General features: G+C 48.2%; 18 protein-coding genes, 1 tRNA gene and 1 pseudogene. 12 read left to right on the plus strand and 8 right to left on the minus strand.

Going from position 1 to position 26,056, the window contains the following annotated elements; translation table 11 throughout:
- Positions 1-39 precede the first annotated feature (39 nt).
- Complete coding sequence (locus tag HX817_RS10695) at positions 40-1,248, minus strand: type II secretion system F family protein (RefSeq protein WP_087694625.1); 1,209 nt, start codon at positions 1,246-1,248, stop codon at positions 40-42.
- A gap of 201 nt (positions 1,249-1,449) precedes the next feature.
- Here HX817_RS10695 and HX817_RS10700 point away from each other — a divergent pair, with 201 nt between their 5' ends.
- The 3 genes from HX817_RS10700 to HX817_RS10710 all read left to right on the plus strand — a co-directional run bounded on the left by HX817_RS10700 (position 1,450) and on the right by HX817_RS10710 (position 3,976).
- The gene (locus HX817_RS10700; RefSeq protein WP_087694624.1) at positions 1,450-1,863 is read left to right on the plus strand and encodes a pilin; all 414 of its coding nucleotides are present in this window, start codon (positions 1,450-1,452) and stop codon (positions 1,861-1,863) included.
- Positions 1,864-1,949: 86 nt separating this feature from the next.
- Complete coding sequence (locus tag HX817_RS10705) at positions 1,950-3,359, plus strand: O-antigen ligase (protein WP_177040208.1); 1,410 nt, start codon at positions 1,950-1,952, stop codon at positions 3,357-3,359.
- A gap of 541 nt (positions 3,360-3,900) precedes the next feature.
- Positions 3,901-3,976 (plus strand) — tRNA-Thr (locus tag HX817_RS10710).
- Positions 3,977-4,021: 45 nt separating this feature from the next.
- Here HX817_RS10710 and HX817_RS10715 read toward each other — a convergent pair.
- The 4 genes from HX817_RS10715 to HX817_RS10730 form a co-directional block, all read right to left on the minus strand.
- A complete protein-coding gene (locus tag HX817_RS10715; RefSeq protein WP_177040209.1) occupies positions 4,022-4,396 on the minus strand; it encodes a hypothetical protein in 375 nt (124 codons plus the stop codon).
- Positions 4,393-6,054, minus strand: a complete 1,662-nt coding sequence (locus HX817_RS10720) for a hypothetical protein (protein ID WP_177040210.1) — start codon at positions 6,052-6,054, stop codon at positions 4,393-4,395. Before HX817_RS10720 ends, HX817_RS10715 begins: the two co-directional genes overlap by 4 nt.
- Before the next feature lie 278 nt (positions 6,055-6,332).
- Positions 6,333-8,210, minus strand: a complete 1,878-nt coding sequence (locus HX817_RS10725) for a hypothetical protein (RefSeq protein ID WP_177040211.1) — start codon at positions 8,208-8,210, stop codon at positions 6,333-6,335.
- Positions 8,188-9,564, minus strand: a complete 1,377-nt coding sequence (locus HX817_RS10730; RefSeq protein WP_177040212.1) for a tyrosine-type recombinase/integrase — start codon at positions 9,562-9,564, stop codon at positions 8,188-8,190. The genes HX817_RS10725 and HX817_RS10730 overlap by 23 nt, the downstream gene beginning before the upstream one ends.
- A gap of 979 nt (positions 9,565-10,543) precedes the next feature.
- On the opposite strand from HX817_RS10730, the pseudogene HX817_RS10735 reads away from it, so the two are divergent.
- Positions 10,544-11,913: pseudogene (locus tag HX817_RS10735) on the plus strand (IS1182 family transposase).
- A 289-nt stretch (positions 11,914-12,202) separates the two neighbouring features.
- Here HX817_RS10735 and HX817_RS10740 read toward each other — a convergent pair.
- Positions 12,203-13,141, minus strand: coding sequence for a hypothetical protein (locus tag HX817_RS10740; RefSeq protein WP_177040213.1), 939 nt, complete (start codon positions 13,139-13,141; stop codon positions 12,203-12,205).
- Between the two features lie 622 nt (positions 13,142-13,763).
- On the opposite strand from HX817_RS10740, the gene HX817_RS10745 reads away from it, so the two are divergent.
- From HX817_RS10745 to HX817_RS10770, 6 genes are all read left to right on the plus strand, one after another.
- Entirely contained in the window at positions 13,764-14,537 is a 774-nt protein-coding gene (locus HX817_RS10745; RefSeq protein WP_371317772.1) for an NYN domain-containing protein, read from the plus strand.
- A gap of 115 nt (positions 14,538-14,652) precedes the next feature.
- A complete protein-coding gene (locus HX817_RS10750) occupies positions 14,653-15,399 on the plus strand; it encodes a hypothetical protein (protein ID WP_177040214.1) in 747 nt (248 codons plus the stop codon).
- A gap of 797 nt (positions 15,400-16,196) precedes the next feature.
- Positions 16,197-16,673, plus strand: a complete 477-nt coding sequence (locus HX817_RS10755; protein ID WP_177040215.1) for a hypothetical protein — start codon at positions 16,197-16,199, stop codon at positions 16,671-16,673.
- A gap of 323 nt (positions 16,674-16,996) precedes the next feature.
- The gene (locus tag HX817_RS10760) at positions 16,997-18,007 is read left to right on the plus strand and encodes a DUF4365 domain-containing protein (protein ID WP_177040216.1); all 1,011 of its coding nucleotides are present in this window, start codon (positions 16,997-16,999) and stop codon (positions 18,005-18,007) included.
- Positions 18,008-18,980: 973 nt separating this feature from the next.
- Positions 18,981-19,559, plus strand: a complete 579-nt coding sequence (locus HX817_RS10765) for an HNH endonuclease (protein ID WP_177040217.1) — start codon at positions 18,981-18,983, stop codon at positions 19,557-19,559.
- A gap of 92 nt (positions 19,560-19,651) precedes the next feature.
- On the plus strand, positions 19,652-20,578 hold the full coding sequence (locus HX817_RS10770; RefSeq protein ID WP_177040218.1) for a putative phage abortive infection protein: 927 nt from the start codon (positions 19,652-19,654) through the stop codon (positions 20,576-20,578).
- A gap of 399 nt (positions 20,579-20,977) precedes the next feature.
- Here HX817_RS10770 and HX817_RS10775 read toward each other — a convergent pair whose 3' ends face one another.
- Both HX817_RS10775 and HX817_RS10780 read right to left on the minus strand, forming a co-directional pair.
- Positions 20,978-22,756 carry an ATP-dependent endonuclease gene (locus HX817_RS10775; protein WP_177040219.1) on the minus strand — a complete coding sequence of 593 codons (1,779 nt, stop codon included), beginning with the start codon at positions 22,754-22,756 and terminating at the stop codon, positions 20,978-20,980.
- Between the two features lie 197 nt (positions 22,757-22,953).
- Positions 22,954-24,243, minus strand: a complete 1,290-nt coding sequence (locus HX817_RS10780) for a hypothetical protein (RefSeq protein ID WP_177040220.1) — start codon at positions 24,241-24,243, stop codon at positions 22,954-22,956.
- A gap of 435 nt (positions 24,244-24,678) precedes the next feature.
- On the opposite strand from HX817_RS10780, the gene HX817_RS10785 reads away from it, so the two are divergent.
- Together HX817_RS10785 and HX817_RS10790 are read left to right on the plus strand one after the other, a co-directional pair.
- Positions 24,679-25,134: a hypothetical protein gene (locus HX817_RS10785; protein ID WP_177040221.1), complete on the plus strand. Its 456-nt coding sequence runs from the start codon at positions 24,679-24,681 to the stop codon at positions 25,132-25,134.
- Positions 25,135-25,420: 286 nt separating this feature from the next.
- Positions 25,421-25,999, plus strand: coding sequence for a hypothetical protein (locus tag HX817_RS10790; RefSeq protein WP_177040222.1), 579 nt, complete (start codon positions 25,421-25,423; stop codon positions 25,997-25,999).
- The last annotated feature ends 57 nt before the right edge of the window (positions 26,000-26,056 follow it).

Raw genomic sequence — 26,056 nt, forward strand, 5'->3', positions numbered from 1 at the left:
CCCACGGCTGATAAACGAGGACCTCAGTCAATGGCGTGCTCAAAAGGCTGTACCGAGTTGAAAGATCGGCAGGTACATGGCCAGCACCAATGCCCCGACGATGCCACCCAGTACCACCATGATCAGCGGCTCCATGAGGCTGGTAAGGTTGTCCACCAGGTTATCGACGTCAGCCTCGTAGTGGCAGGCGACTTTTTCCAGCATGTTATCGAGGGTGCCCGACTCCTCGCCGATAGCCGTCATCTGGATCGCCATGCCTGGAAACAGGCCGCTTATGGCCATGGATTCATTCAGCTGGATTCCGGTTGCAACGTCGTGCCGCATACGATTGATTGCCTGTTTGAACTGCCCGTTACCCGTGGCGCCGGCCACGGAATCCAATGCCTGCACCAATGGAACGCCCGCCGCAAAGGTGGTCGAGAGCGTGCGAGCATAGCGGGCGACCGCCGATTTTTTCAGCAGTGTGCCTGCCACGGGAGCTTTCAACAAACTGGCATCGAGCCAGTGGCGAAAGCCTGTGGACGAGCGATAGGCTTTGCGCATTCCTGCGAAACCGGCACCCGCGGCCAGGATCAGCATCCACCAGCTTTGCTGCATGAACTCCGACAGGCTGATGACGCCCAGGGTAAAGCCCGGCAGTTGTGCATCGACGCCGGCAAACAACCCCTGAAACTGCGGCACCACGTGAATCAGCAGGATTGCGCTGACAGCGGTGGCGACTGCCAGTACCGTCACGGGATAGGTCATGGCCTTCTTGATTCTGGCTTTCAGCTGTTCGCTTTTTTCCAGGTGAATGGCCACCCTTTCCAGCAGCGCTTCGAGTGCGCCCGCCTGTTCACCCGCCGCAACCAGGTTGCAGTACAGATCATCGAAGTAGCGTGGGTATTTCTGCAAGGCGACAGCCAGGCTGCTGCCGGCGGCGATCTCCTGCTTCAAGCCTTGTACCAGCTCCCGCATATGCCGGTTGTCGAAGCCCTCGGCGATGATATCCAGCGCCTGTAAAAGTGCGATACCAGCCTTCAGCAGCGTCGCCAATTGGCGGGTGAAGAGGGCGATCTCTGCCGGTTTGACCGGCAGGGCGAGGCTCGGCCAACCGGCGAATTTCTTGCGTACGCGCCCAGGATTGATACCTTGCTGGCGCAGCAGTGCCTTGATCAGGGCGGGATTGTGACCGCGGGTTTCTCCGGATACCTTGCGCCCTTTGCGGTTGACGCCTTCCCAGGCATAGATCGCTGAAACATCATTCATTTCACGGTTCCGCACACAGACAGTGGAAGATTTATAGCTTAGTCAGGTGACGGATTCGGGCAGGCTCGCCGTGAGCGAAAAAATGTCAGTTTGTGCGTCTTGTTCAGCATTGGTTGCGCGGGGGTGAGTACACTGGCGCGGTTGCCGAGACGGGGTGCAGGATGCGCCTCGCGAAAGGTTTTATTCTGGAGAGTGAATGTGATGCGTCAGAAAGGTTTTACCTTGATCGAATTGTTGATCGTCGTGGCAATCATCGGCATTTTGGCCACCATCGGCCTGCCCATGTACACCAAGCACCAGGCCAAGGCCAAGTTCACCGCAGGGCTGGCCGAAGTCTCCGCGTTGAAGGCGGGCTTTGAAGACACGCTGAACCAGGGGACGCCACCGACCCTGGCGTTGATTGGCGGGACCAGCCCAACGGCCAACTGCAAGATTGACGTGACCGGCGACATCGCCACCGGTGCTGGCACGATTGCCTGTGAAATCCTCGATGCACCCGCGCCGGTCCTGGGCAAGATCATCACCTTGACCCGTAGCGCCACAACCGGCTGGAAGTGCACCACCACGGCAGAAGACCAATACGCCGCTAAAGGTTGTGCTTCCGGCGGCGCGTGATCATCAGGTCGTCTACTGTTTACGCAGCAAGGAAGAGCGTGTGTGTAAACCGCTCTACGCCCATCACAAGGAAGTAGAGGTCGCCGATGACGTCGTCTGTCCAGCAGCGGGGGAACATATTCCTCATCGTGGTTATGTGTCTGCTGATGCTGGCGATCTGCGCGCCTTTCAGTAGTCATGACTGGCAACGTGCGGTGCAGATATGGGTGGCGCTGTGTGCGGTGGTGTATGGGCTGTGCTTGCCGCAGGCAGAGCGATGCGTAGACAGGTCGACAGCGCTCGGGGTGTCGCTGATCGGGGGCGCGGGGCTGGTTTCGGCCCTGTTGGCCCACCAGCCGCTCTGGGCGTTGACCGAGCTGGCGCTGCTCATCAGTTGTTGCGCCACTGCTGTGGCTTTCAGCCGGGCCAGGCGCAATGGGGATGAGTCCCTGGATCGTGTATTGGTCCTGTTCGTATTGCTGCTGTGCATGGTTAAAAGTATTCAATATCTGCACGCCGGGGTCCTCGCCTTCACCAGCGGCGAAGCAATCGTGAATACCGATTTGCTGTTGTCCGGGTTCTCCAATAAACGTTTCTACGGTCAGTTCCAGACCTTCACCCTGCCCCTGCTGGCGCTTCCCTTGCTGGTTTCAAACGTCGCTCGTCCAGCGCGGGGCGCAGTGTTCGCCCTGCTGTGTGTCTGGTGGCTGATCGCGATCGGTGGCGGTACCCGCGGCACCTGGCTCGGTATGGGCGCTGCCGGCTGCGTACTGATGTTCCTGGGGCCGCAGGGGCGTCGTTGGCTGGGCTGGCAGTTGGCAGCACTGGCCTGTGGGTTAGTGTTGTATTGGTTGGTCTTCACGGTGCTGGCAGGGTACTTGGGGATTGTAATTTCCAATGGTGCCGTAGACCGACTGACCACCAGCCTCTCGGGGCGTGGGCCGATATGGTGGCAGGCCTGGAGCATGATTATCGAGCGGCCCTGGCTGGGTTTCGGGCCGATGCATTTTGCCGACATCGCCAATGACATTGCCGCTCACCCTCACCAGGCGATTCTGCAGTGGGCCAGCGAATGGGGCGTACCGTCGACGCTCTGCGTGATCGCGTTGGTTGCGTGGGCGGGTTGGTCAACCTTGGGCGTGTTGCGTGAGCGTGCGTTGTCCTTGGCGCCCGTGGACCTGCTGCGCCTGTGCCTGTTTGCCTCGCTGATCGGTGCACTGGCCCAGGCACAGGTGGATGGGGTAATCGTGATGCCGGTGTCGCAACTCTGGCTGGCGCTGGTGGTTGGCTGGCTGATGGGATTGCATGTGTGGCGCGTTCCATCGGTCGCCCCGATGCCGGCGTTGTACAGGGTGTGGATGGCCGCGAGCGTCGTGGCCGTGGGCTTGCTGGTGTTCGTCGCGATTCGTGACGTGCCCCGACTCACGGAGCGCAGCGAGCACTACATGGGTCTGGGCAACGGTCACCTGCAGCCACGCTTTTGGGTGCAAGGTGTGATTGCCCTCGAAATGCAGTGAGTTGCCGGACGTCCAAGGCAGTGCTAGCTTTAGCCCACCGCCCGTGTAGCTCAGCCGGTAGAGCAGCGCACTCGTAACGCTTAGGTTACTTGTTAGTTACGTAGAAATATGCCGAACTAAGTCATTAATTTATAAGGGCTAGGTGCTTTCAGCCTCTGCATTTTAGTTTGTATGAAATATGCAGGTTTGGACGTCCAAGAATGTGCTTTTCCATCGGGAAGAAACTCAACGGCATCAATGTCCCGACCTACATTAGCGCCTCACTTGACTGAATCATCATCGACATTAAGATTATTTTTGCGAGCGGGGCATAATTTTCCGAATCTACGCATTCGCATTCGCATGCACCAAAGTCAGGGGGGGCCGGGCGCAACCAGGACTCATGGCTTTCCTTTAGGCTGAGACGCCCTTTAGAATGGCAGGTGTGGTTTTGTACTAAAGTCTGAACACAGCCCGTGAACACTGAAAGTGCCCAGTTTTGCATTCGTGTGTTGACGTGGCGTGGAAGGAATTGGTAATAATGGCATGCACACGGGCGTGAGCCGCTTTAGCTCAGTTGGTAGAGCAATTCATTCGTAATGAAAAGGTCACCAGTTCGATTCCGGTAAGCGGCACCATCCGTTATGACAGAAGTTCAATGGGCTCTTGAATAAAGTAACCCCTTATCGTATCGGCGTTACATTACCCGCTTTACGAAGTGCTGCTTCCAGCTCCAATGTATATTTGATGTACATTGCTTCACGGCCAAGCGCTTCGTTGATTTCTTTCTCCAATGATTTAATTTTTTCTTTAGCATCGCTAATTTTTTGCTGAGCTTTATCATTGGTTTTGAATTTCTTCCCATAATGCTCGGATATGGTTTGAATAAGTAAGTCATGGGTTGGATTGTACTTTTTTATCGAGCCACGTGGATGCCCAGCCTCAAGTGCGACAGTATCATTGTTTATTTTGTATGGCCCTTTTATACGGATGGGGCGACCTGTTAATAGGCGTTGTAGCGCCAAAAAACAATCAGTTATATTAATAAGTGTTTTCATTCGATTTCAATATTTTGTCGTCTAAGTTGGTCAGTAGTAATTTCCAACTCTCGAATTGCGGTATTGAATTCAGGTGAGTTGGGTTGCAACGTTGCTACATGATTTTTGAAGTTAGAAACTGCTAGGCGTACTCGCGATGGGATTAGAGCAGCTTGAGCACAACCCGTACGGGCGGACAATGGATGTATAAGATGAAGGTGGCAAGGATTTGGGTTTAGACAACCCCCCGAAGCGCGTGGGGTAAACGCAATGAGCCCTGCTCGCACGTGGTCCACGGTTTGACCCCGATTCTCTAGTATGTGCACTTTTCCCAGAGGTTTTATATTTCTTTCTACGTGTCTGCCATGACCGCCTACCAACGTTTCATCGGAGAGCAAAATAGTTTTAACGTAATCTAAACCTTTAACTATGGATGTAACCCGGTTAAGCTCATGTTTAAAATGCAATTTTGAGCTTCCGACAAGCGCATTCGCGTTAGTTCCACCTTTAGAGTAGTGCGTTGTCATGCGCATGCGAATATGTTGTAACTGCTCATGTAGCGAGGAATAGCGCACTAAACCGGTTTCGATACCATAATATGCTAGAGATCGGCGGAACTGGTGGGTGTTAAAGTTCCAATAAGAGCCAGTTACATATGAGGTTTCGGCATCCCAGTTTCTAGCATACTCTATGAATTGGATCTCGATTGCGTCTTCTTCGGTGATGATAAAGTCGGCTGAGTCAAATATTCTGTTAAAAGTAATGTGAGTCAGGTTTGCCAACTTATTTTTTCCTTCGTTTACCTTTGTTCTATTGTGTGAAATCGAGAAGGCGAAATGGCTAACGTTTGAGAAAAGTGGTATGTCATTTTTAATAGTGCACGCCCGCCGAATCCAGCTGCATATATGTTCACATGCTGCGATAGCCTGAATAACATCCACAGATGTTACCCATGCAGCAGGCTCTCTCCGACCGTACCCCTTTGTGGTGTAACCGTGCAGCCAATATCCCTTAACGCCATCTACTTCTTGGTCACTTAGGCACCCCGGTAATAAACTATATGCCTCATCATCTCGCATTCCTGAATAGGCATGGATTAGGGTTTTACTAGCAAACTGCACCTCTGATAGGTAGCGGCTGAACTGTGTAGCGCTGCTCCAATTATGATGATCCGAGAGGTTTCCTAATCCATATTCAGCAATTAATTTCTGCACGCGGGTGGTGGGGATTTTTGATTTACTTAAGGGGACTACTACACCTGAATATTTCGCTGACTCACGATGCAGTATCAATGTGAGCTTTTTTAAACCCTCTACGTGTGTTAAAAAATCTGAAATGAAAGCTTTTGAGGTATTAATACAATGGCTCAGAAGTCTGCTTGGTATAACGAGTGTTTGCTCTTCTTGGGACGGTTCAATGAGCACTCCAAAGTTGGAATGGTAAATGTCAAATAATTTGCAGCCGATAACTTCACTGTGGAGTGAGAAAAGAGTTTTGAAGATAGTTACAGCTACGCTTTTTCGTGATTTCGGGCAAGATTGTTTGATGAATTTTTCAAAAATCAGTTCGTGTGATAAACAAGTAGCTATGCTTACATTTTCTTCCACGCAGTAGTTGGAAAGGTGGTGAAGCACGGAGTTCCAGTTAAGATATGCGCTGACGGAATGAGTTTTCTTCATCTCGTAATTCCGACAAATCAAAACCCAAAGAAGATATTTTATGTCTTGGAGAACTCCTGGGTTCGATAGGTAAGGCTCTTTGTTAAAGTATAATATCCCTTCGCCTTTATTAGAAGCAACGTAAGTTCGATAGTCCCATTGCCAGTCACCGAATGTAGATATCGATCTGCCATTTATGGCGATGACTACGGGCGTCTTTTCATAAATAGTCGTACTGGGGAGTAAAGACGGCCGTGTCAGCGCGACCAACATTTTTTGGCGATGTTGTATAACCATGATTATTTAATTTTCCCAGTAAGTGCCCATAGGTCAATATAAGCCTGCCAGTATGAATAAAGTGAACCGCCAATGAGTTTTCTATCAATTTCAACATTTACTTCATTTAGTTCTGAATTTTCCTCAAGGATAAGATTTATATAGAATTTAGCTCTCTCCATTGTTTCTAAAAGCGCCGTAGTGAAATCTTGAGTGTTATCTCTTATAATTTCGATTACATAAACTATGCTCTTTAGCTTGTACAAGTCCTCTGCGTCTGCGTGCAGCCCGTAATGAGTACAGAACAGACACCCCCAAAAGGTATTGCAGTCTTTTTCAACGCCGGCATTCGATCCTATGTCTGTCGGTTTTTGACCATCTACGCAACCTCCTGATGGCGTGTTTAGTGAACTATGTATTGCAGTGTCGGATAACTCAGTAAGAAAGCTGTAGAATTTTGTAAATTCTTTTAGACGAATTCCTCTAGCGGACGAAGAATACCGATTGCTAAATACTCTAGGGGTATTCTGCGAAACAAGACTTGCGACTTCTAAACCTTTATTGTCCAGAATCCAATTAGACTTATATTTTCTGTATTCAATCGCCGTAATGCGGGGTAGCGACCTATCAAGCATATGGCTGATTCGATCATGGTATGTCTGGAGGAATTGGTCATCGATCCTCAGTGTTGTATTATTATGAATTCTAAAAAAGAGGTACTCACTAGATTTGCCATTAAGAATAAAGGTTCGTAGTTTTAGGTATTTGTTAAACATTGGAACAAATGCTGATTGAATTTCAAAGTAAACATGCTTTTTAGCTCTAGCTTTATATACTCGGAACCCTTGGCGATCACTCGGTACTGAAATTATGTCGTCAGACCAAGGCAAGTTTCTGAAAGACTCTAGATCCATTCCTGTAGTTGATAGCATTAGTATCTGAAAGCCAGTTTGAGCCCAAGTGGCAAGAATGAGTCTCCTACGATGGTGCGGATCTTCGTTTGCTTCTTTTAAATGCTTCGCGGATTTAGCTATCTCAGTTTTTGCCTTGGATCTTTGATACCCGTATTTACCTGCTACATATTCCAAAGTATTTAATTGTCCGGTCTCATAATCCCACCGCCAATTTGGGTGTTCCATAAGCGCTCGATGAGCCAGGCGAGCCTTTGTGAGGGCCCAAGTGTTACAGGGCAAGACGTAAACCGATTCTTTCGGTAGAATCAATGTAAACGGATATGGGGCAAACCCTAATACAAAATCGGTCAGTTGATTGAATAGCTGATAAGCCATTGCAAGGTTTTCAGTTACCGCCTTTTCCTTTGGCGGGGGAGTGGGACGCCCTCCAGTACGAGCGATGATTGGGACGCCCTGGCCTAATGAAAACTTTGGGTTAGTAGACGCAAGCCTAAAAAATTTCCTAGCGGCATGTTGTCGTCTTGATGTAAAGTCATCTAAATTATTATTCTGTGCTTTAAGCTGTAGTAGATGTGTTGTGTATTCAGCGTACCGCAAGTTTAGTTCATGCTCGTTAGTAAGCGAATTACTTGGGGCTTCTGAATCCAGCCAATAGAAAAATGAACTCAGATAATTTAGGTCTGAACTCCACACTGATATAATACGTTTTTTTCCCGTCCGCAGATCATTTGCGATATCGTCTAGCAGATTTTGTAATAGGACCACCCTTGCTGGATCCAGTGTAGAAGGATCTACATATGTGCAATCGTTTACAGATTGTCGCTTTAGGTATGCGTAACAGCCAAAGTTTATATAGCTTTTGTTTTTTTCGGTATATATCGCTACTTTTTCTATCTCGTCGAGATATGGTGTTAAATCTTTAGTTTCTATTAGTTCTTCCAAAGATATGATAGTGCGGCATGGATTAATCAGCTGGATGTTGTTCATCAAGCCTCCTTACGATGTCAGCTAAAAGCTTCCCAGTCCATGCTTTGTTAACTGAATTGATAATTGGGTTAAAACTTCTATAGTCTAGGTATCGATAAGTTGTTTTGATGTCGGAATGACCCATGGCGTCCTGTATGCCTCGAAGTACACCGTCCAGCGTGGCTTCCCCACGCTCAACACTTTCTAGTCCCTCATCAAGTCGGTTCATGCAGTAACTCGCTCGTAGATCATGAAATCTGAACCGAAAGCTGTGTCCTAGCCGGGCGATTCTCGGAAACAGTTGCTCTGTCATATAAACTCTAATAGCTGAACCATCTCTGCTTTCAGAAACAGAGTCCTCTCGCGAGCTGTAGTATGGATTCCCTTCCTCAGTATAAAAAACATATCTATCAACATTTTTCATTAGGCTTTTTTCTGCGCGAATTAAATACCTTTCGCTACTGATATAAACGTGAATTTTTTTGTATAGCCACGATGGAATGTCGAGGTAGTGAGATTTATTCCGCTTGGTATCTACACCCGTCGATTTGCCAGTATGTACTCTAACGAATTCTTGCTTTTCCGAAATTTTCCTGGAGAAGCTTTGCGCACGTAAAGTATATGCGGTTTGAATTCGTGCAGATGAAGATAAAGATATTAAAAAACCGAGAATCATTTCCGTATTTTTGGATTCGTAGAGAGCGCCTATGGTTATTTTTTGTTGTTCCTCCGTTAAGGGTTTAAGCTTTCCATCGTCAATAATAAAGTTGGGGTCACGTGGCGATTTTGCTTTTCTTATACTCTCCATTAGGTCTGTTGTGGTATATGTTAAAGCTACTAGAACACCTTTATCATCCGTTTCTGTTCTAGTTCGAGTCAACTCCTCCCACAGGGGGTACATGCGTTGTGCTCGAAACTGAAAATCATACCATCGATGAAATTCCTGTACTGTACTCAGAATCCTTGGAGCACTAGAATCTGAAAGTTGTCCAGATTCAACACGATCTTTAAGTAAGCTAGTGAATGCATACGTTGGTCTATTTATTCTGAACCGTTCGTCCGCGCTGTACTCAATTTGCAGTTCGTCTAGTGCTTTCATGTAGAAAGCCAAGTCATCCGCTTTTCGTGACACCGTAGGCAACGATATGCCGGTGCGATTGAAGTTTAAGTCGTACAGGCGGCTTATTAAAAAACCTACACCCTCTTTCCAAAGTGAACCGTCATTGAGGCGTAATATTGGTAACTCTTTAATTTTTATTGTTGGTGTTGGATAAAACCAATCCGGGGTAATAGCGGAATAGTCACGATCCTCTGAAGAGGATGGATTTAATACTGGTCTAGCACAAAGTACGCCTTTGAGCATCTTTTTTTTCATAAAAGGAACTCTGGCTTATTTGTGATTGCTTTATTGCGTTTACCGTTGCGTCATAATAGACCCAGTTTTTTTCTGATTTCAACTGCGTATGTTTCGAGTACTTTAGTCGTTTTGTATACAATGTTTTTGGTGTTGACAAAAATCGCCTAAAAAGGGCACTTGTTTGTGTTGTTGACATACTTATCGGATATATAGATGTTCAAGCTTTTAGCTGCGTAAGCATTAATTGAATTTTTTAATTGATATTTATCTTGTTTGCCGACGAACGGTCTCGTGGTCTCAACGATCCTACTCAGCTAAGAGCCAGGATATAGGCTGGGTTCCCAGTCCTTGATCCTTGCCGAACTTGCAGGGCGATACCGTAACTACCAAAAAATTGAATACGTCGCATGCATTATGCTGGTCGTAACCGCAGCTGCCTTTAAGCGAGCCGCGAAGGTAATGGTAATCAAAACGACCAACCGAGCACTGCATCTTCAATATCTTTTACTGCACCAAATGATCCCCTTGCGGCTTAGTACGAAGCGCATGGATGTGAAATACGAGCCGACCCGTCAGGCAACCCGCGCAAATTCACGATCAACCAGCACGTGTTTCCGAAGGCGACCATTGAACGCATCGCGGGCGCGTGCAAGTGCCTAAAGTTCTTCTCGATACCGCACCGTAAGGTCATGAGATTAAGCCCAATAAACCCGCCTTCTACGCGCAGCTGGTCTGGGACCAGAAGACGTAACCAGCAGTAAGTCGGCCCATCGAATATAATTTTCAGATGTCGGTTAACCGCCATTGGGATGTTGGAAAAAAGCGTACCGTTGGACAGTTTTTCGCTCTCTGGCGTAACAGGCAACTAGCGACTTACGCTGTGTGAAAAAGCCTGCGACTGTCTAACCTTCAGATCGTCTAGATCGTGGCGGGGATGATAATGAAGCGATTCATTGAAGGTGAAGCTCGGACGCAAGTCACTTTGCTACCGGAGTGACTGGACGATTACGTTGCCTAAGAAAATCCAGTGCGAGTCGTCGATGGTTTCGTTGATTAACTCGACCTGGGTGCACTTGAGTTTGAAGGTGTTGATCCTGCTGCAACGGGGCGTCCGGCCTATCATCCAGCGATCTTGCTGAAGATCTATATCTACGGCTATCTCTATCGGATTCAGTCCAGCCGCCGGCTTGAGCGAGAGGCCGAGCGCAACGTCGAGTTGATGTGGCTCACCTTTCGCTTAGCCCCGGACTTCAAAACCATTTGCCGACTTTCGCAAGGGCAACGGCAAAGCCCTTCGCAGCGTATGCCGCCAGTTCGTAGTTCTTTGCCCCAACCTCAATCTCTTCTCCCAGTCGATCATCGCCATCGACGGCGGCAAATTCAAATCTGTCAATAATCGCGACCGAAATTTCACTCAGGGCAAGGTGACGGCTCGCATGCAGCAGATCAAGCAGAGCATTGAGCGATATCTGGCGGCGATCAGCGGATCGGGCAACGCCCGAAGTGGCCAAGGCCAAAGCAGAGCGGCTGCAAGAAAAGATAGAAACGCTGAAAAAAGCAGATGTAAAAACTCAAGGAAAATCGAGGCGCAGCTCCACGAAGATCCAGACCAGCAGATCTCCCTCACAGGCCCATATGCGTGATCAATGGCCACGAGCAGCCGAGGCACTGGAACGGTTGGCTACAACGTACAAACTGCTGTTGACGACAGATACCATCTGTTCATTGCCCATGAGGTGACCAACGTTGGTAATGATCGTGAGCAACTGAGCGATATGGCGAACCAAGCGCGTGAAGAAATCGAGGCTGAATCGCTAACGGTGGTGGCCGACTGAGGCTACTAAGGTCTGGAAATTTTTGCGTGCGAGCAAGCCGCCAACACTACCTTCGTACCGAAACCCCTGACCTCAGGCAGCAAAGTTGAAGGTCGATTCGGTAAGCAGGACTTCATCTATCTTATTGCGTCGGACGAGCATCGATGCCCTGCGGGGGAGTTACTAACCAGGCGGCATTCGTCGATGGAAGGCGGCATATTATTGCATTGTTACTACTTCTCTGTTTGCCAGTCCTGCGCACTGCACAAGCAATGCACGACGGGTAGGGTACGCCGGGTAAAGCGCTGGGAACATGAAGTTGTAGTCGATGCGATGCAGGGGCGGCTTAAAGTGATCCAATGATGATGAGGCGTCGCCGGCAAACCGTTGAACACCCTTTTGGAATTCAAATACTGATGGGAAGTACCCACTCCTGACCAAAACCCTGCCGAGGGTAAGCACCGAGATGAGCCTTCATGTGTTCGCCTACAACCTCAAACGAACAATGAGCATCTTCGGCATTTCAGGATTGCTTGAAGCGATCAGGGCATGAATCCAGCCGCTTGATCGTTCGTAAATGCTGTTTGGGGCGCTGGCGCAGCCCAAACAGCATTTACGAACGCCGATGTCGCTGACTAGGGCAATTCGCTGTTCCGTTTGCTTGTTTCGCAGGTAACACCCGTAACTCTCAGCTTTCGACGTATTCAGTGCGTTTTTACACAGCTTGAACCTATAGCGGACATTCCGCCTCTAGTGCTCATCCGTCCCCGGTGTTTTAGTCAGTGATCTGGATCTGCGACTATAAGCGTTGACCGCGATGATCCCAACTGCAATCAGCGATATCACTGATAAGCGGCCAGTTTGTATCGGTCAGCTTTACTGTAACAAAATAAAAACTGTTTTATGCCGAATGATTTGTTAATCCATCTTCCATGTTCCTGCAAGATCTCCAGAGGATTTTCAAACCTTCCGGACTGGTCGCCAAACCCATAACTCTCAGCAATCCTAACAACGTTTTTTGCAGTACTTTCAAGTGATGTCTCGATCTCGGGTCCCAGCAAGGTATCTCTGATCATGCGCCTCAAATAATCAGATAGCCTCGATGGACCATCGTTGATAAGAAGCGGAGAATGCCAAGACACATTTGTTGCGGTTTCTGAGTATGAGTAATAATGGTTCGCATCCTCCACTCGCTCATGGGGTGGAATAGAAATATGAGCCCTCAAAAATGGAACTTCAAAATAATATACTAATCCCCTCCCGGTTCTAACTTCATAGCTAAAGTGGTGATGATATGGCCACATCGTACCTCTGGCCGATTCTGTCAGTTGCTCATAGTATGTTGTGCTATCTAAAGATAGCGGAGCCACGTAAATGGCTCGCGTACTGGGTGGGCATTCGTATGAAAGTAAAACATTGTGCTGAAACTCAGTTGCTGTTTTAGCTTTGTCATGAATTTTGAAACAGAGCGAGCGCGGCTCATCAAACCCTTGGGCTTCGCGCCACTCGCGTATATCTTCCAAGCGGCTTCGGCCTTTTCTTTTGGAGACAGGGCATGCTTTTGGTGATAGTAAACCAGTGGATTTTTTGAATTGCATGAATATTGGGATGACACCATCAAATTTCTTATCAGCGCCAAAAATTTGTTCGTCAACATCCAACAACCGAAATGACGGTTCGTCATCCCCAAGACTGCACATTCCAAAAAATATGGCTACATCTGCTTCAATTTGCTTTTCGCTAAAATTTGAAGGTACTTGGTACGCAGGTAGTGGTGGCATACATATTCCTTAATTTTGAATGCGCAGATTCGGAAAAATATCACGAATTCTAGTGCATTATGGTAATGCTTGAGGTGCGTTGTAAAAATTAGATTTTATGATCTTGACAATTCCGATCATTAACTTCAGATAGAAAGTCGCATATTTTTTGGGATCGGTGCATTCATCGTGGACCACACTTAGTGGATGTCCGGTTCTGGCCGATTGTGTTGAAAAAGTCGGCTTCGGTTTTCGGATCAGAAAAGAACGCGTCCGAGATTGAAATCCTCAGTACGCGCAGAAGGATCAGGACTCGGATTTTACATAGCAGCGTACAAAATGACGTTTTCACCGCTCAGTGCATTGCCTATTTGGCGGTGTCGATTTTTTCAACACAATCGGCCGATAGCGGCCTGAAACGAAGGGCAGCAATCGACCCGAAGCTGGCTTGCGTTGACCTGAGGGCCAGAGCAGCGAATGGGAAAAAAAACCGCTTACGACGACCCTACACATGGACTATAAAAAATGAAATATCTGGCGTGAGTGTCCTGACTCCAGCCGCATCACAGGCCAGCACTGTGTCTTGAAGCCTTGCTGGCCTGATGACATAGTGGCGACTCATCGAGACTGATAAGGATTCATCGTGGAGTCGAAACGGATAGCACTGCTGATTGACTGCGACAACGTAAGTCACGCCGCTATCGGCGGTGTGCTCGATGAGCTTGCCAAATATGGCATGGTGAACATCAGGCACGCTCACGGCAATTGGAGTTCTCCGCACCTTGCAGGCTGGGTCGAGAAGGTCCACCCCTACGCTATTCGACCCATGCAGCAGTTCGCTTTCACAAAAGGCAAGAACGCTACTGACTCTGCAATGATCATTGACGCAATGGACTTGCTATACAGCAAGAACGTCGATGCCTTCGCACTCATGACCAGCGACAGCGACTTCACCCCGCTTGTGCTGCGACTGCTTGAAAGCGGCCTGCCAGTGTATGGGTTTGGCGAGAAGAAGACTCCTAAGCCGTTCGTGGATGCCTGCTCTCAGTTTATCTACACAGAGAACCTGATGAGCGAAGATCAGGAGAAAGCTGCCGAGGGAGAACCACCACAATCCACTAAGCGAACCCGGAACGAGCTGCGCAGCGACACGTCCCTTGTCCGATTGCTGAGGACAGCAGCAGAGAAAACCGCAGACGATGCCGGGTGGTCGCATCTCAGTCAGGTCGGTGAATTCATCCGCAATAACAGCTCGTTCTCAGCAGTCAATTACGGCCATCGGACGCTGGGCGATCTCATTCGCACGTCAGAGCTGTTCGAGATCGATATACGCCACGGTGGGACCGCGATGTTTATTAAGAACACACGCAAATCAAGCCCCACGACGCACCACCAGGCCGAAGCAAGCACATCGTAGGAACAAGCCGCATACCACGTTCTGAACGCTTTCAGATTTGGTTCTGAACCGATTCCGAATGTTCGAAAGCGTCTGCCCCGTTTTACGATTTTTGAAAATTCCAAGAGGAATAACCATGGCAATCTTGGATTTTATGTTTAGCGTCAAGCTCTTCGAATTGACCTCATCTATTTCAATTATGAAAATGCTTGCCGAACAGGCCGAAAAGAATGTGCAACTGGCACTAAATGCAGCAGATGAACCTGGCGCAGTGAAAGAAGGCGACTTTGAAGAGGAGGCGTATGATGAGAATGGAGAAAGCTATCCACGCACTCGAACATACTATTCATGTGGGTCGTGTGTCGGATATGACGATGACGAAGTTAAACTCGAATACAAATCATTGATAGCTGACCTAACACGCCGTTCTGCCTACCTCACGATGTTCGGTTTGTTCGAGCATCGCATAAGTGGCTGCCTTGATTTGATGATAAGGCTCGCCAGTTTTAGCGATGAGTTGAAATGCAAGGGCCCGATTGAAAAAGCTCACGCCATACTAAAGAAAGGATTTGATGCCAGAGACATAGATGATATTGATCATCTCACAATGATTAGAAACATAATGATCCACAATGATGGGATAGCCACTGATTATCAGAAAACTTTCTGCAAAAAAGAGAAGAAGACCGAATTTGAGAAAAGGTTAGTCAAAGCAATTGAGAGAACTGAGGGAGTAGAGGTAAACCCTTTCAACGGCATCATCGTCGATGAGCGATTTCTCAAATACGCGGCGGCTGAATTCAATCGCTACGCTACAGCTTTGGAGCAAACAATCCAGAGCTGCCATCGTCAAAGCCCATCCCATCAGCTTTCATCACTGTAATCGTCGTGTGAAGGAATGGTGCCGATCCGACGATCGATCTCTCTGAAATGAGCGCCGCCGATTAGGCCGATATAGGCGGAATTCGATACGCGGGAGTTCTCACCAAGCCGTCGTCTGGCCGATAGACAGCGTGATGCTCCATTGCGAGCGACACCCATCCGGTGCCATCACATTTTGTGCATCCACCTCTCACACCACCATCACCGCCACAGCGAGGGCACAAGGATTCGAGAGCAGCTTTCGCTGGTGCAGGTGCAAGAGTTAATGAGACGGGCAGGACAGGCCAGGAAGGCTTCTTGAATCCAGTGAGTCGAGGTGCATGCGTGTGGATCTTTGGCTCAGGCCGGTGATACTCGGCAATGTGACGCTTCATGACATGCTTAGAATTTTGCCATTGCAGACCGGACACGGAGCGACCTCAATCTTGTTGCGATGGGGCAGCGGGTTGGACGTGGGCTCAGAGTGGTCGGCTTTACCATGATGCTTTTACGAGCAGGTGCCTTCTCGCCAAAGACGCTGAGCGGCGCAGGTTTACCCTCTATCACTGAGCTGGCGAAATTTTTGTCTTCGCCAGTTCGTTACCTTGCTCTGCCGCTCTCTTAAACGGACCGAGCAGCAGCTGCTAGGTCACCAAGCACAATATGGCCTTGCCGGGATTGATGGCCAAGTGACATAGTGGCACGTGACACGACTTGCCCGCGAAAACGTTAGTAGGAAAAGGCTGATCCGTTACCGACGCCAAGTATCGCGCTCAGGGATGGAGTCAAAATCCAAAAGCAGATCACCAGGAGATTGGAGTGCAGTTCTATCACTTTGCTATTTTCAAGAAGGATGATGAATTTTTGGCTGTATTCGCTAACCAGAACACGGAATGGGAAAAGGGCCACTATCAGGAGCAAGGTTATATTTTTCTGATGTATGTATCTGCCTTCACTGCGAACGGGGCAGTAGAAATAGCGAAGCAAAATACAAACTCGGAAATTGGCCGCTTACAAGCAGAGCTTGCGGCTTTGAGATTTGAACATCAGAAAGTACTGAATGAAAACAACAATCTAAAATTCAGCAGTCAATTCGGCAACTTCCCGCAAGCCAGTCATTTTAATCCATTGGATGTGTTAGGATTCAAGGAGATACCTTCCAAAGAAGAACTTAAGAAAAAAGTTAAACTGCTTTCTCAGAGGATTCATCCTGACAGGGAAGGTAGCGGCTTCTTGATGACTTTGATCAATCAAGCAAATGATTCCTTGCTGCAACAGCTCAACAATAATTATTAATGACCATTAGATGAGCGGGTTTACCACTCGTTCATAACGTTTACAGAGCAGATTCAGATCGATTCTGAAAAGGTTCAGAACGAAATGAGAACGGAAAAAACCGCTTTATCAGAGCGGCTTTCAAAACCAGTCGGGTTCTCTTTGTTTGGGCTTGGCTTTCTCAGGTGCCCAGTGCAGTAATATATGTATATTGGATTACTAAAGTTGATTGTGTCATGATGGAGAGGTTGCAAAATCAGTTGTATCGAAGTTCGTATAGCTGTGGCACCTAAAAATTTGATGATGCAACTTAAAATCTCCACATCAATATTGGGGCGGTTTACGTGGATTTACCCAAGCGAGTAGAGCAGCATGTATCAGAGAAGCGCTCACTAACCATAATTAAAGATACACTCCCTGAAAGTTGGGTTGTTCGGGAGATTAGTGAGCGAGATTACGGTGTCGACCTCTATGTCGAGATAGTCGAGGATGACGGACTTTTGCGCGGGGACATGATCGCTATTCAGCTCAAGAGTACAAAAGAACTGAAATTCAAAGATGGTCGAATCGTCTTAAGAGGCGTCAAGCGTTCAACTTTGAATTATTGGCTTTCCCTTCCAGTTCCTGTTTTTGTGATAATGGTCTGCTTGAAGACAAGATACTCTTTTTGGGCAAATATTGACAGCCTCAATAGGCAGGGTGCGTTTGCTGGTAAAACAAAAACGGTTATCGTAAATATCAGGCGTTACGATGGCTGTAGCATTCGGGGGACTCAGCGTTTTGTGTATGAGTATCAAAAGGAGAAAAACTGGACCATTATCGAAAATGCCATCGAAAAAAGCTTGATGCTCTATAATACCCTCGGCCCGTTGGTATTAATGTGCCGACGTAAGCATGATAGCGAAAGGTCTAGCACTACCATTCAGTACTTGGTTAATCAGCATTATGAGTACTTTAGAATTTTGGCTAAGTATTTGCTGGGGAAGGATACAGAGCCGATCGATATTTGGTACAAGAAAAATCACGAGCACTGCAAAGAAACCAAGATAGAGTCATCTCCCACTCTGTACATGAAAATTATGAAAAATATGCTGAGCTATATGCTGCGTAATTATCGAGACTGCATTATCGTCGCTTACGAGTTAGTTACTCAAGATCAGGCCCATTATTTCTCCGAACGCTTTCCAAATCTTTGCACTCATCTTAAATATCGGCCACATACGTTTTTGGCCGAAGATTGGTATGCCAGATTTCACTTTGATGAGTATGAGAGCGAAACTCAATTTCCAGAATTACTTTACTTCAAGGATTTTGATGAACTGGACGATATACTGCCAGATATTATCAATACCTAAGGGCTTCCCGAAGTCGAATAAGTAACATATATGTCACCGCGAACGAATATTTTCATTACCTTACAGCCACTAGGAAAGATTTCTCCGGCCCTAATTCCATCTAAACCCTGCTTCTGTTCGCGTTAATAAGCCTCTTCCTTCTTGGGTGGCTTTTGGTTGTACATCTGATTTTGGTTCCATATTTAGCTCTAAATCACACGGATCCGCATACGCCCCTTGCAGGTTAGGGGGCGAGGCGATGGCGGCAGATTGAAATCATCAAGTCGTCGGGCAAAAAATCTTCCAGCGTGTCGAATTAGAGATTGAAGAAATCCGACCTAATGATGGACTAGTGCCGCTATCTAGCGCTCTCATTCGAAGCACCGCGAACTGCTAATGATCAAGGCGGTTTGCGAACTTTCACTGCTGGCGGTTCCCCTAAGGAGAAGTCTTAGGATTCCAACCACTACAGGCAGCTATTGGCCGACAGCGGCTCATCGTGAGAGTTCGCTTCTGGCCGATTCGTGCCTGTCGCGAAGGGCTGTTGCCGACCCAAAGCTGACGATAGCGACAGATAGGAGCCAACCAGAATCACACCGTAGACATGATGCAAATGACTCCGTAATGTGCGCAGAAGTCAATTTTTTACCGCCCCTCTAAATCGCACGTGCAAACACGAAACACAGGCCGGTCAAGCAGTTAGACATGAATAAGGAACAGTATTATGTACAAGTGGCGTATCCCAAAAATCGCGTCATCTATTAAATATTTAAATGGTGTAGAAGATGATTAACATTCTTCAAAACTGTCATGCTTTTAATTTTAGCGAGTCATATTCCTACGCTGACAAAGTACGCAAAGCTATTTTCGAAGGTGAATTTTCGGTTGAGCCATTAGATATAGCGAGCGATTTGGAAAACCAAGTCGCCAAGCCAAAAAAAAATTTTCTATTTTGCATGATTACATAGATTATGTAGTTCGTGATGATTTGAATTTGTACTTTCGTGGTGGTGGATGGGATTACGATGATGTGCGTCCCATATTTTCTATGCTTGACTCGCACGAAATCCAATATCTAACACTTACGCAATATATCGAAGAGCACTTTCGAGATGATGAAACTGGAGAAACAGTATCAGTCACACAGGATCTTATAGAGGAATATATGTATGAATATTTATCAGAGTATTTAGAAGATGTAGCGTTGGATGGTCTAACGTCTTTGATTGTTACGGAGGTTTTCACACTGCTTTTCGCTGATCGTGAAGCAATGAAGGCCTTCAATCTAAAGATTGCTATGAGCTTGGAAAAAAGAACTCCTAGATGTACATACTGGCCTAAATGGTTAGAGCGAGCGCTATTTTGTAGAGAGAAAGGTCTTTGTGCAATTTGCAAGTCAGACTTGACATCTTTGTATCATGTTTATGGAAAGCTTGCAGTTGACCATATAGTTCCTATCGCTCTAAATGGAGTAAATGATCCAACTAATTTACAAATGCTTTGTGAAAGCTGCAATGGAAAGAAAAGTGGTATTACAGTAGTTACGTCGAATGTTTTGCCCGTATTTTGGTAATCAATTTAACAATTGGTTTACCTTACTTCCTTCGTTCGCTTGAGTCGTATGAAGTCGATCCTTAGCTTGCTCGTTATGTCTAAAGAGGAAATATGACGCGTCTGAATCTAGAACAAAAATTTGAAGCTCTGACACCCGCGCTGTTGTTCAAATGGTTAGTATGGATACTAGCCTTTGCAACAGGAGTTGTAGGTGTTGTTTTCGCATTTTATTTTATGGAATTTAATGGGGGTTTTAGCAGCCAGAACGCCGACTGGGGAACTTTTGGCGACTTTATAGGCGGTACGCTGAACCCCTTGCTAAGCTTTCTTGGGCTAATTGCCCTCCTGCTAACAATTGTCCTGCAAAGCAAGGAACTTGAGTCTACTAGGAAAGAACTAGAGCGTTCAGCGTTAGCTCAAGAAAAATCCGAATCGGCACTAACCGAACAATCGAAAACGCAAATAAAACAGCAATTCGAAGGCACCTTCTTTTCGTTGCTAGATCAACACAATAAAGCATTGGAGAAAATATCAGCATCAACAGGCAGATGGACTAACGGTAGATCGGACATCGATATTGTCAGGGAGGCTGTTTTTGAAAGGCCAGCCTCAGATTTAGCAGGAGCCAAAAATGCCCTCGAAGAGAAAAACGGCTTGTGTGGCCACTACTTCAGGGTTTTGTATCAAACATTAAAATTCATTTCAACAAATGTGCCTGATAGTCATATTGGAGTAAGCTTCAATGAGAGCACCATTAAAGACTGTGGGCTTGTAAAAAACGAAAAAATGTACAGCAATATTCTGAGGTCCTTCTTGAGCTATGACATTACTCAGCTTCTAGCTATAAACTGCTACTGCACCAGTCCTCAAGATACATACTGGAATTTCAAGCTGTTGATAGAGCGCTATGCTTTTCTTGAACATATGCCCTTCACAATTGATAGTAAAAGTAATAAATTACTTTTAAGTACAGAACAATTTTACGATCAAGCAGCATTTGGCCAAAGCCAATTCAAGAGAGTACCTGGCGCAGCGTAACGTTGATGAAGCAATCGGATCCTATGTCAGAGCAGCGTCCAACAAATGGACACTGCGGAACTCAACAAGCAGCTCAAGTCGTTCGTTTGGCATATAGGGGCTGGCTAAAGCCCCTGAGTTCGCAGCAGTCTCGCGGGGCTGCTTTTGGCCGATCTCTGACTATAGCCACCGTTTATATTGGGTCGTTTTCTACCCCGTCATGTACGCGAATCATGCTACTCAAATCTAATGCAAATGATTGGTCAGGTCGAATACAAACGGGTGGGCAATCTGTGCAATTACCCAAGGCTCTCAGGACAGGCACCGCGCCCGCCTAGGTCCTATTTTGAGCAGGGTGGCGCATGCTTCTATTGGTAAAGCCTCCGATACGTGGCCTCCTTAAATTCACTCATTAGCCGATCAAATTGCTCTCAACCATTCCAAGCAGGCCTTCAGCAACGGCGCCCTCGCCTCAGTTGATGCACCATCAGCGCCACGTAGAAAATCCTCTTGTTCAAGAATGGCTTCTTCACCTTTTTCGTGAATACCGAATACATCCTCGATACAGCCGATAGGCCATACCCACGTAGTTCGGGCCAGAAGCTCTTGGTGAACTGCCTCCGCTAATTTGAGGCCATCCGCGTCCTGTGCGAAAAGCGCCCAGGTATCCGCCGCTCTCAATCCACCAGCATTAACGGGCAGACCGTTCCCACCCAGCGGCACACCTTGCTCTTCTCCAATTCTGGCCAACACGTTTCTTGCTTTGGCCATATCCTCACCGTCTTTTGATAACCAAGACTCGGCACCACTCCTGGCGTGTGTGAAAGCAAAATCCAAGTCTGCTATTACTCCACAGGTGATACCCATAGCTGAGAGCACCGAAACGCCTTTAGGGATGCTGGAGCAACTGCCTAGCGCCACGAAACAGATGCGATCAAGTTCTGGCCTCGATCCATAAAGCCTTTCGTACACCAACGGCAGCAGACGCTGATCGGTTTTACCTTCACAAAGAATTACCTTCTCTGCGAAGTAGATGTCAGCAACGTTGCCTAACTCGAAAAGAGTCCGCGATTGAGCCTGAGCCTCCTCCATTGCAGCAGCTACAGCTTCGCGTAACTGCGCGCGGACGACAGAGCCATCAACGGGATGCCTACGAACGATGACTGTATCTGGAGCGTTATCCCTGCTAAGCATTAGGGGAGAGTGGGTAGTGAACACAACCTGAAAGCCCACCACCGAAAGTTGTTTAAGCGCTTCTCGAAGCTTGCGGACACCTTGTGGGTGTAAGAAAAGTTCCGGCTCATCAATCAGCAGCATCCGCCTAGAAATTCCCTGGGCAGTGGCTTGACGCAAATCCGTCAGCAACCGGATAAGCGCCATCTGAATTGCTCGTTGTGCGCCACTTCCCACCTGATCAAATCGTCGACGGTCACCGGAAGCCTCGTCGGTAACGTGTAGGTCTCCCGATTTAAAGAATTCTTTTACATCGATTGAGGGGACATCTAAATCCAAGCGCAATCCCGGGAAGAACTCTCCGAGGGCAGCGGTAGCGCTATTGTCAAAGCCTGCCAAAACAGGAGATCTCTGATCGCCATCAACCGTCAATATGCGTCGAACTGCTTCCAAGGCTTGTGTGACTTCGACATGTGCTGTGAGGATTGGCGTCATGATTTCATCAAGCAGCCCGCGAATAGTGCTGCCAGCTTTTCCTTTTCCTAAATCCTCCGGCACATCGTCCATGGCTTGAATATGAAGAGCTTCAGGAAGCAGAGCAGAAACAACTGACGGCAGTCCTGTCGGGTATGAGCGCCAGGTTGTAGGAATGCCATTGGGATCCTTATCATCAGGTTGCCAAACCTCCTGAACCGGCTTTGAGGTGCCAGTGCCGGTGGTGCGGATCCATAGCTCTCCATTAACGCAATAGGGTTCAATAGCTAGGCGGTGTCTTGGCTCTGGAATTAACTCGATCAATTCCGGAGTAATTCCGGAAATACAGGCGCTGAGGACTATTGGCAACGCAGGGTCAGAAGCGTCATTTTTTGCGAACGCTTTCGGCGCCAGAACTATACGGATTGCGTCTAGTACCGTGGATTTGCCAACGTTATTTTGTCCCACTAGAGGGGTGAAGCTGCCTAGGGATAAAGAAACGTTTTTACACGCCCGAAAATTCTGAATGTGGATCTGGGTCAGTCCATGCATTTCATTTTCTCCTGATTTGCCCTAACTCTGGGGGGCCGGGGCTTAGGAGGTGGAGCGTAGAACCCATTTCTCTCGGGTGCTTTATAGAAGAGGGATTTTCCAGTCGAAAAGTCGTCGATGAACACGGAAGGATCCTGAAATATCATTCACGCGCGCAGGGCATGACACTCCCGCGTACAAACCAGTCATGGAAACTCCTAGAGTTCCGGAGGTTCCCAACCCTCAAAATGCTTGAGCGCGTCCAAGTCACCGATCAGATCCTTCGCTTTTTCCAACCGATCTAAGACGCTTTGTCGCTGCTCCGGACCAAGACGGTCGGCGCTGAGCGCTATGTCGTCGAAGAAGGAGCGAATGCTGTTCACCTTCGCCCAGGTCTGAATGACCGCTTCAAGACTATATCGGCTGTCCTGAATCGCCTTCAGCCGACGCTTCTCGGCTTCCTTTCTTCTCCATTCTTCCATCTGCAACTCATGCCGATGGCGTTCCTGTTCGCTCCGCACTCGCTCGATCTCAACCTTACCCGCGAGAATGGGAGCTTCGGCTTTCAGTGACTTCACTACGCTTGGAATTTTGCTGATCAAGTCTCCAGGCTTGCTCTCAGTCCAGCGTTGAATCCAGTCCACGCCGTAGTACGGTGAATACACCTGCAAGCAAAGTCTACCCGTCGGCATATCCGCGCTCATCATCCAACCATCTCGGTAATCGGAACGCCGTTTAGTCACCGGCAGATCCACCACCCTGATGTATTTTTTATCCGGTCGCTTAACGTGAACGTATTCGCTGATCTCATAGATGGAAAGGCCAAAGACGACCGTCCCTATGTGAACCACCGTAGGCCGTTGGGGTCGCCATAGGGCAGGGTGCACGTACCTCTTAGACTCTTGCTCTCGATGGTCTACGGAAGCGCGACCCATAAGCGAGGTTGGATCGGACAGTGCAACCGCAAAGCCTTTTCCCATGAACGCCAAGTACAGCTGATTAGCAAAGTCGACGGCATGGCTTACTCCCGAGCGGCTTACTATCAAGTCTGCCATGGAGCGTTTCGATGGACGAAGATAGCCTTCATCTGTTTCGTGGGCTTTCTTAAAATGCTCCTCGATGTCTATCAACAGCGGATGCCGACGAGGAAGTAGTGCAAGGCGATCAGCCAGCTTACCGCGGCTCCTTACAGGGCCTTTTGGAAGAGATCGGGAGATTTGCTCAGGCGCTCCATTCCTGCTCCAGGCAACGAGCGCACCTGGTTGGGCCTCAGGGAGTGCCGGCGGCGTTTTACGCTTCCCTACAGCCACTTGGGCCCAATATCCCACCGGAGGGCGGGGTATATTAAGGTTGGTGAAAATCCGTGCTAGGTAACTGGAGGAAACGCCATACCGCTCAGCTATTTTGGTCATAGGTATAGACCAAGCCTGTTCGTAAAGAGACTCCCGAGTAATGGTGTCCTCCGACGAATCAGCAGTGGTGGCTAAGAAGTTTGGAAGGTCTTCCATGCATGAGCTTCTTGAGGGTGATTGGCAAATTCAGTAGTGACCACATCAGCCTAGCTCAAGGCTTATGACGATTATGGGATTGAACCCCGCACGCATACCAACACCCACAGCGCCCCCGATGATGAAGTTCCAGTATCGTCGGGGGCAGGAGCACCTTTTTAGAATAATCCATCATGTCTCCGAGGTGCAGAGTCATACACACCCATGGATCATTCTCCCGAAGTACATCGTTTCGGTCAGGTGAGTGGATAAGACACGGGTTGGCCGTTTTCTGCTCTCATGGCAGGCAAGAATCGGCCAAAAGCGGACCATCAGCCCTGATGGCTTCTGGCAAAAATTGAGTTATGGTTTGCCTACGAAACGATGGACGATTCAAAACCCTGCTTTTTAGGTTTAATTGACTTCAATACACGAACGGCAGGAGCTGGAAGCAGTATGAAGGACTCATATAAACAAATCGTAGCCCTGAGCAAAGGCACTGTACGAACACTTCTCGACGAAAAGAAGGTTCTCATGTCCTACCTGTATAGCCAGGCGCTTAAGTACTGTATAGAGCATTCGGAGAAGCATGGCGATTACACCCTTCTTGGTGCATTGGTGAACGTATTCGAAGGTCGTGACTTCAAGCTGTTCGTTTCAGCATGGATCTGTGAACGCCTTGGGCTAACAAGCAAAATGGGGCCGGTGGGAACCGTCTTCGCAAGGAGCGGGAAACCTCCCAATACGCATATGAGCTTTAAGGTAAGTGTGGAAGAGTTTGCAGGAGCGAAATTTAAAGTAAAAGTGCCGGTGAAGCCTGTTGCTACGAAGGAGAGGAAGGCGCCAAAGCGTGTTGATATGCTCGACTCGTGGGCACGCCTGCCGGGTAGCTTCGGACATGGGAAGCGGTGAGCAAGTCGATCATCGGACTACGTTACAAGTGGTTCGAAAAAATGGGGATAAAAAAATGGTGTTCCGGAGAAAGATTTTAACCGCTACATGGATGCCCATTTGGCCTTTGCTGATTCATTGATAAGCGGCGTCGACCAGGTAGAAGCAAGAGCAGCAATCCGAAAATGGGAGCACTACGCAGAGTAATCCTGATTACAGGAAATTCTCGCCCAAGTCCCGCATCTGTGGGGCTGAGGCCGTAGACGCTGCCGCTTTGGCTTCCAGCACATCAAGGACTGACTTGATCATGAAAGATGAAGCGCAATCGGGCTATAAGCCTGTGCAGGACGATGTGCTGAAGACATTGGGCCTTGCGGTGATCACGGGGCAGGGTGTTGAGCGTCTGTTGAGCAGCTGCCTAACGTTTCCATTGCACGGCGAGCTACTGCAAACTGTGGAACAGCTTCAGATCCTACTTGAGCGACATTCAAAAGCCACTTTGGGACAACTGCTCAATGCGCTGCGGAAGCGGGTAGACCTGCATCCCACCTTCGACGACAAGTTGGATCGCTTCCTCCAGTATCGCAACGTCATCGCGCATCGGCTACATGATGTGCCCGGAGGTCTTGACCTGCATTCCGATGAAGGACGGGGGAGACTAAAGGCTTTCCTGCTCCAGTACATGGATGATGGTCAGACCGTCAGCATGGTATTGCTGGGCGTTTTGCGGGAATGGGCGAAGCAAGAGGGCATTAGTATTCCCAGCGAGCACCATCTGAGCCAGCAAATGCAGGATCACCTCGACGCCAAGGTCGTGCCAAATTTGGGTGCCTTGATCAGGTCTAAAGAACTTGGCTCGAAGCCAAAGGGCTCGAACACGGATTAGACCATGAATGCAATCAGGACAGAGCTTGAGAAGGTGGCCCTTGCGTGCAGGGTTGGG

This window comes from Pseudomonas sp. C6002, assembly GCF_013385805.1.
Lineage (GTDB): Bacteria > Pseudomonadota > Gammaproteobacteria > Pseudomonadales > Pseudomonadaceae > Aquipseudomonas.

What these genes read in the sequence shown, in the direction of transcription:
- HX817_RS10695 (WP_087694625.1), bottom strand. Translation starts at nt 1,248, where the DNA reads ATGAATGATGTTTCAGCGATCTATGCCTGGGAAGGCGTCAACCGCAAA.
- HX817_RS10700 (WP_087694624.1), top strand. Translation starts at nt 1,450, where the DNA reads ATGCGTCAGAAAGGTTTTACCTTGATCGAATTGTTGATCGTCGTGGCA.
- HX817_RS10705 (WP_177040208.1), top strand. Translation starts at nt 1,950, where the DNA reads ATGACGTCGTCTGTCCAGCAGCGGGGGAACATATTCCTCATCGTGGTT.
- HX817_RS10715 (WP_177040209.1), bottom strand. Translation starts at nt 4,396, where the DNA reads ATGAAAACACTTATTAATATAACTGATTGTTTTTTGGCGCTACAACGC.
- HX817_RS10720 (WP_177040210.1), bottom strand. Translation starts at nt 6,054, where the DNA reads ATGAAGAAAACTCATTCCGTCAGCGCATATCTTAACTGGAACTCCGTG.
- HX817_RS10725 (WP_177040211.1), bottom strand. Translation starts at nt 8,210, where the DNA reads ATGAACAACATCCAGCTGATTAATCCATGCCGCACTATCATATCTTTG.
- HX817_RS10730 (WP_177040212.1), bottom strand. Translation starts at nt 9,564, where the DNA reads ATGAAAAAAAAGATGCTCAAAGGCGTACTTTGTGCTAGACCAGTATTA.
- HX817_RS10740 (WP_177040213.1), bottom strand. Translation starts at nt 13,141, where the DNA reads ATGCCACCACTACCTGCGTACCAAGTACCTTCAAATTTTAGCGAAAAG.
- HX817_RS10750 (WP_177040214.1), top strand. Translation starts at nt 14,653, where the DNA reads ATGGCAATCTTGGATTTTATGTTTAGCGTCAAGCTCTTCGAATTGACC.
- HX817_RS10770 (WP_177040218.1), top strand. Translation starts at nt 19,652, where the DNA reads ATGACGCGTCTGAATCTAGAACAAAAATTTGAAGCTCTGACACCCGCG.
- HX817_RS10775 (WP_177040219.1), bottom strand. Translation starts at nt 22,756, where the DNA reads ATGCATGGACTGACCCAGATCCACATTCAGAATTTTCGGGCGTGTAAA.
- HX817_RS10780 (WP_177040220.1), bottom strand. Translation starts at nt 24,243, where the DNA reads ATGGAAGACCTTCCAAACTTCTTAGCCACCACTGCTGATTCGTCGGAG.
- HX817_RS10785 (WP_177040221.1), top strand. Translation starts at nt 24,679, where the DNA reads ATGAAGGACTCATATAAACAAATCGTAGCCCTGAGCAAAGGCACTGTA.
- HX817_RS10790 (WP_177040222.1), top strand. Translation starts at nt 25,421, where the DNA reads ATGAAAGATGAAGCGCAATCGGGCTATAAGCCTGTGCAGGACGATGTG.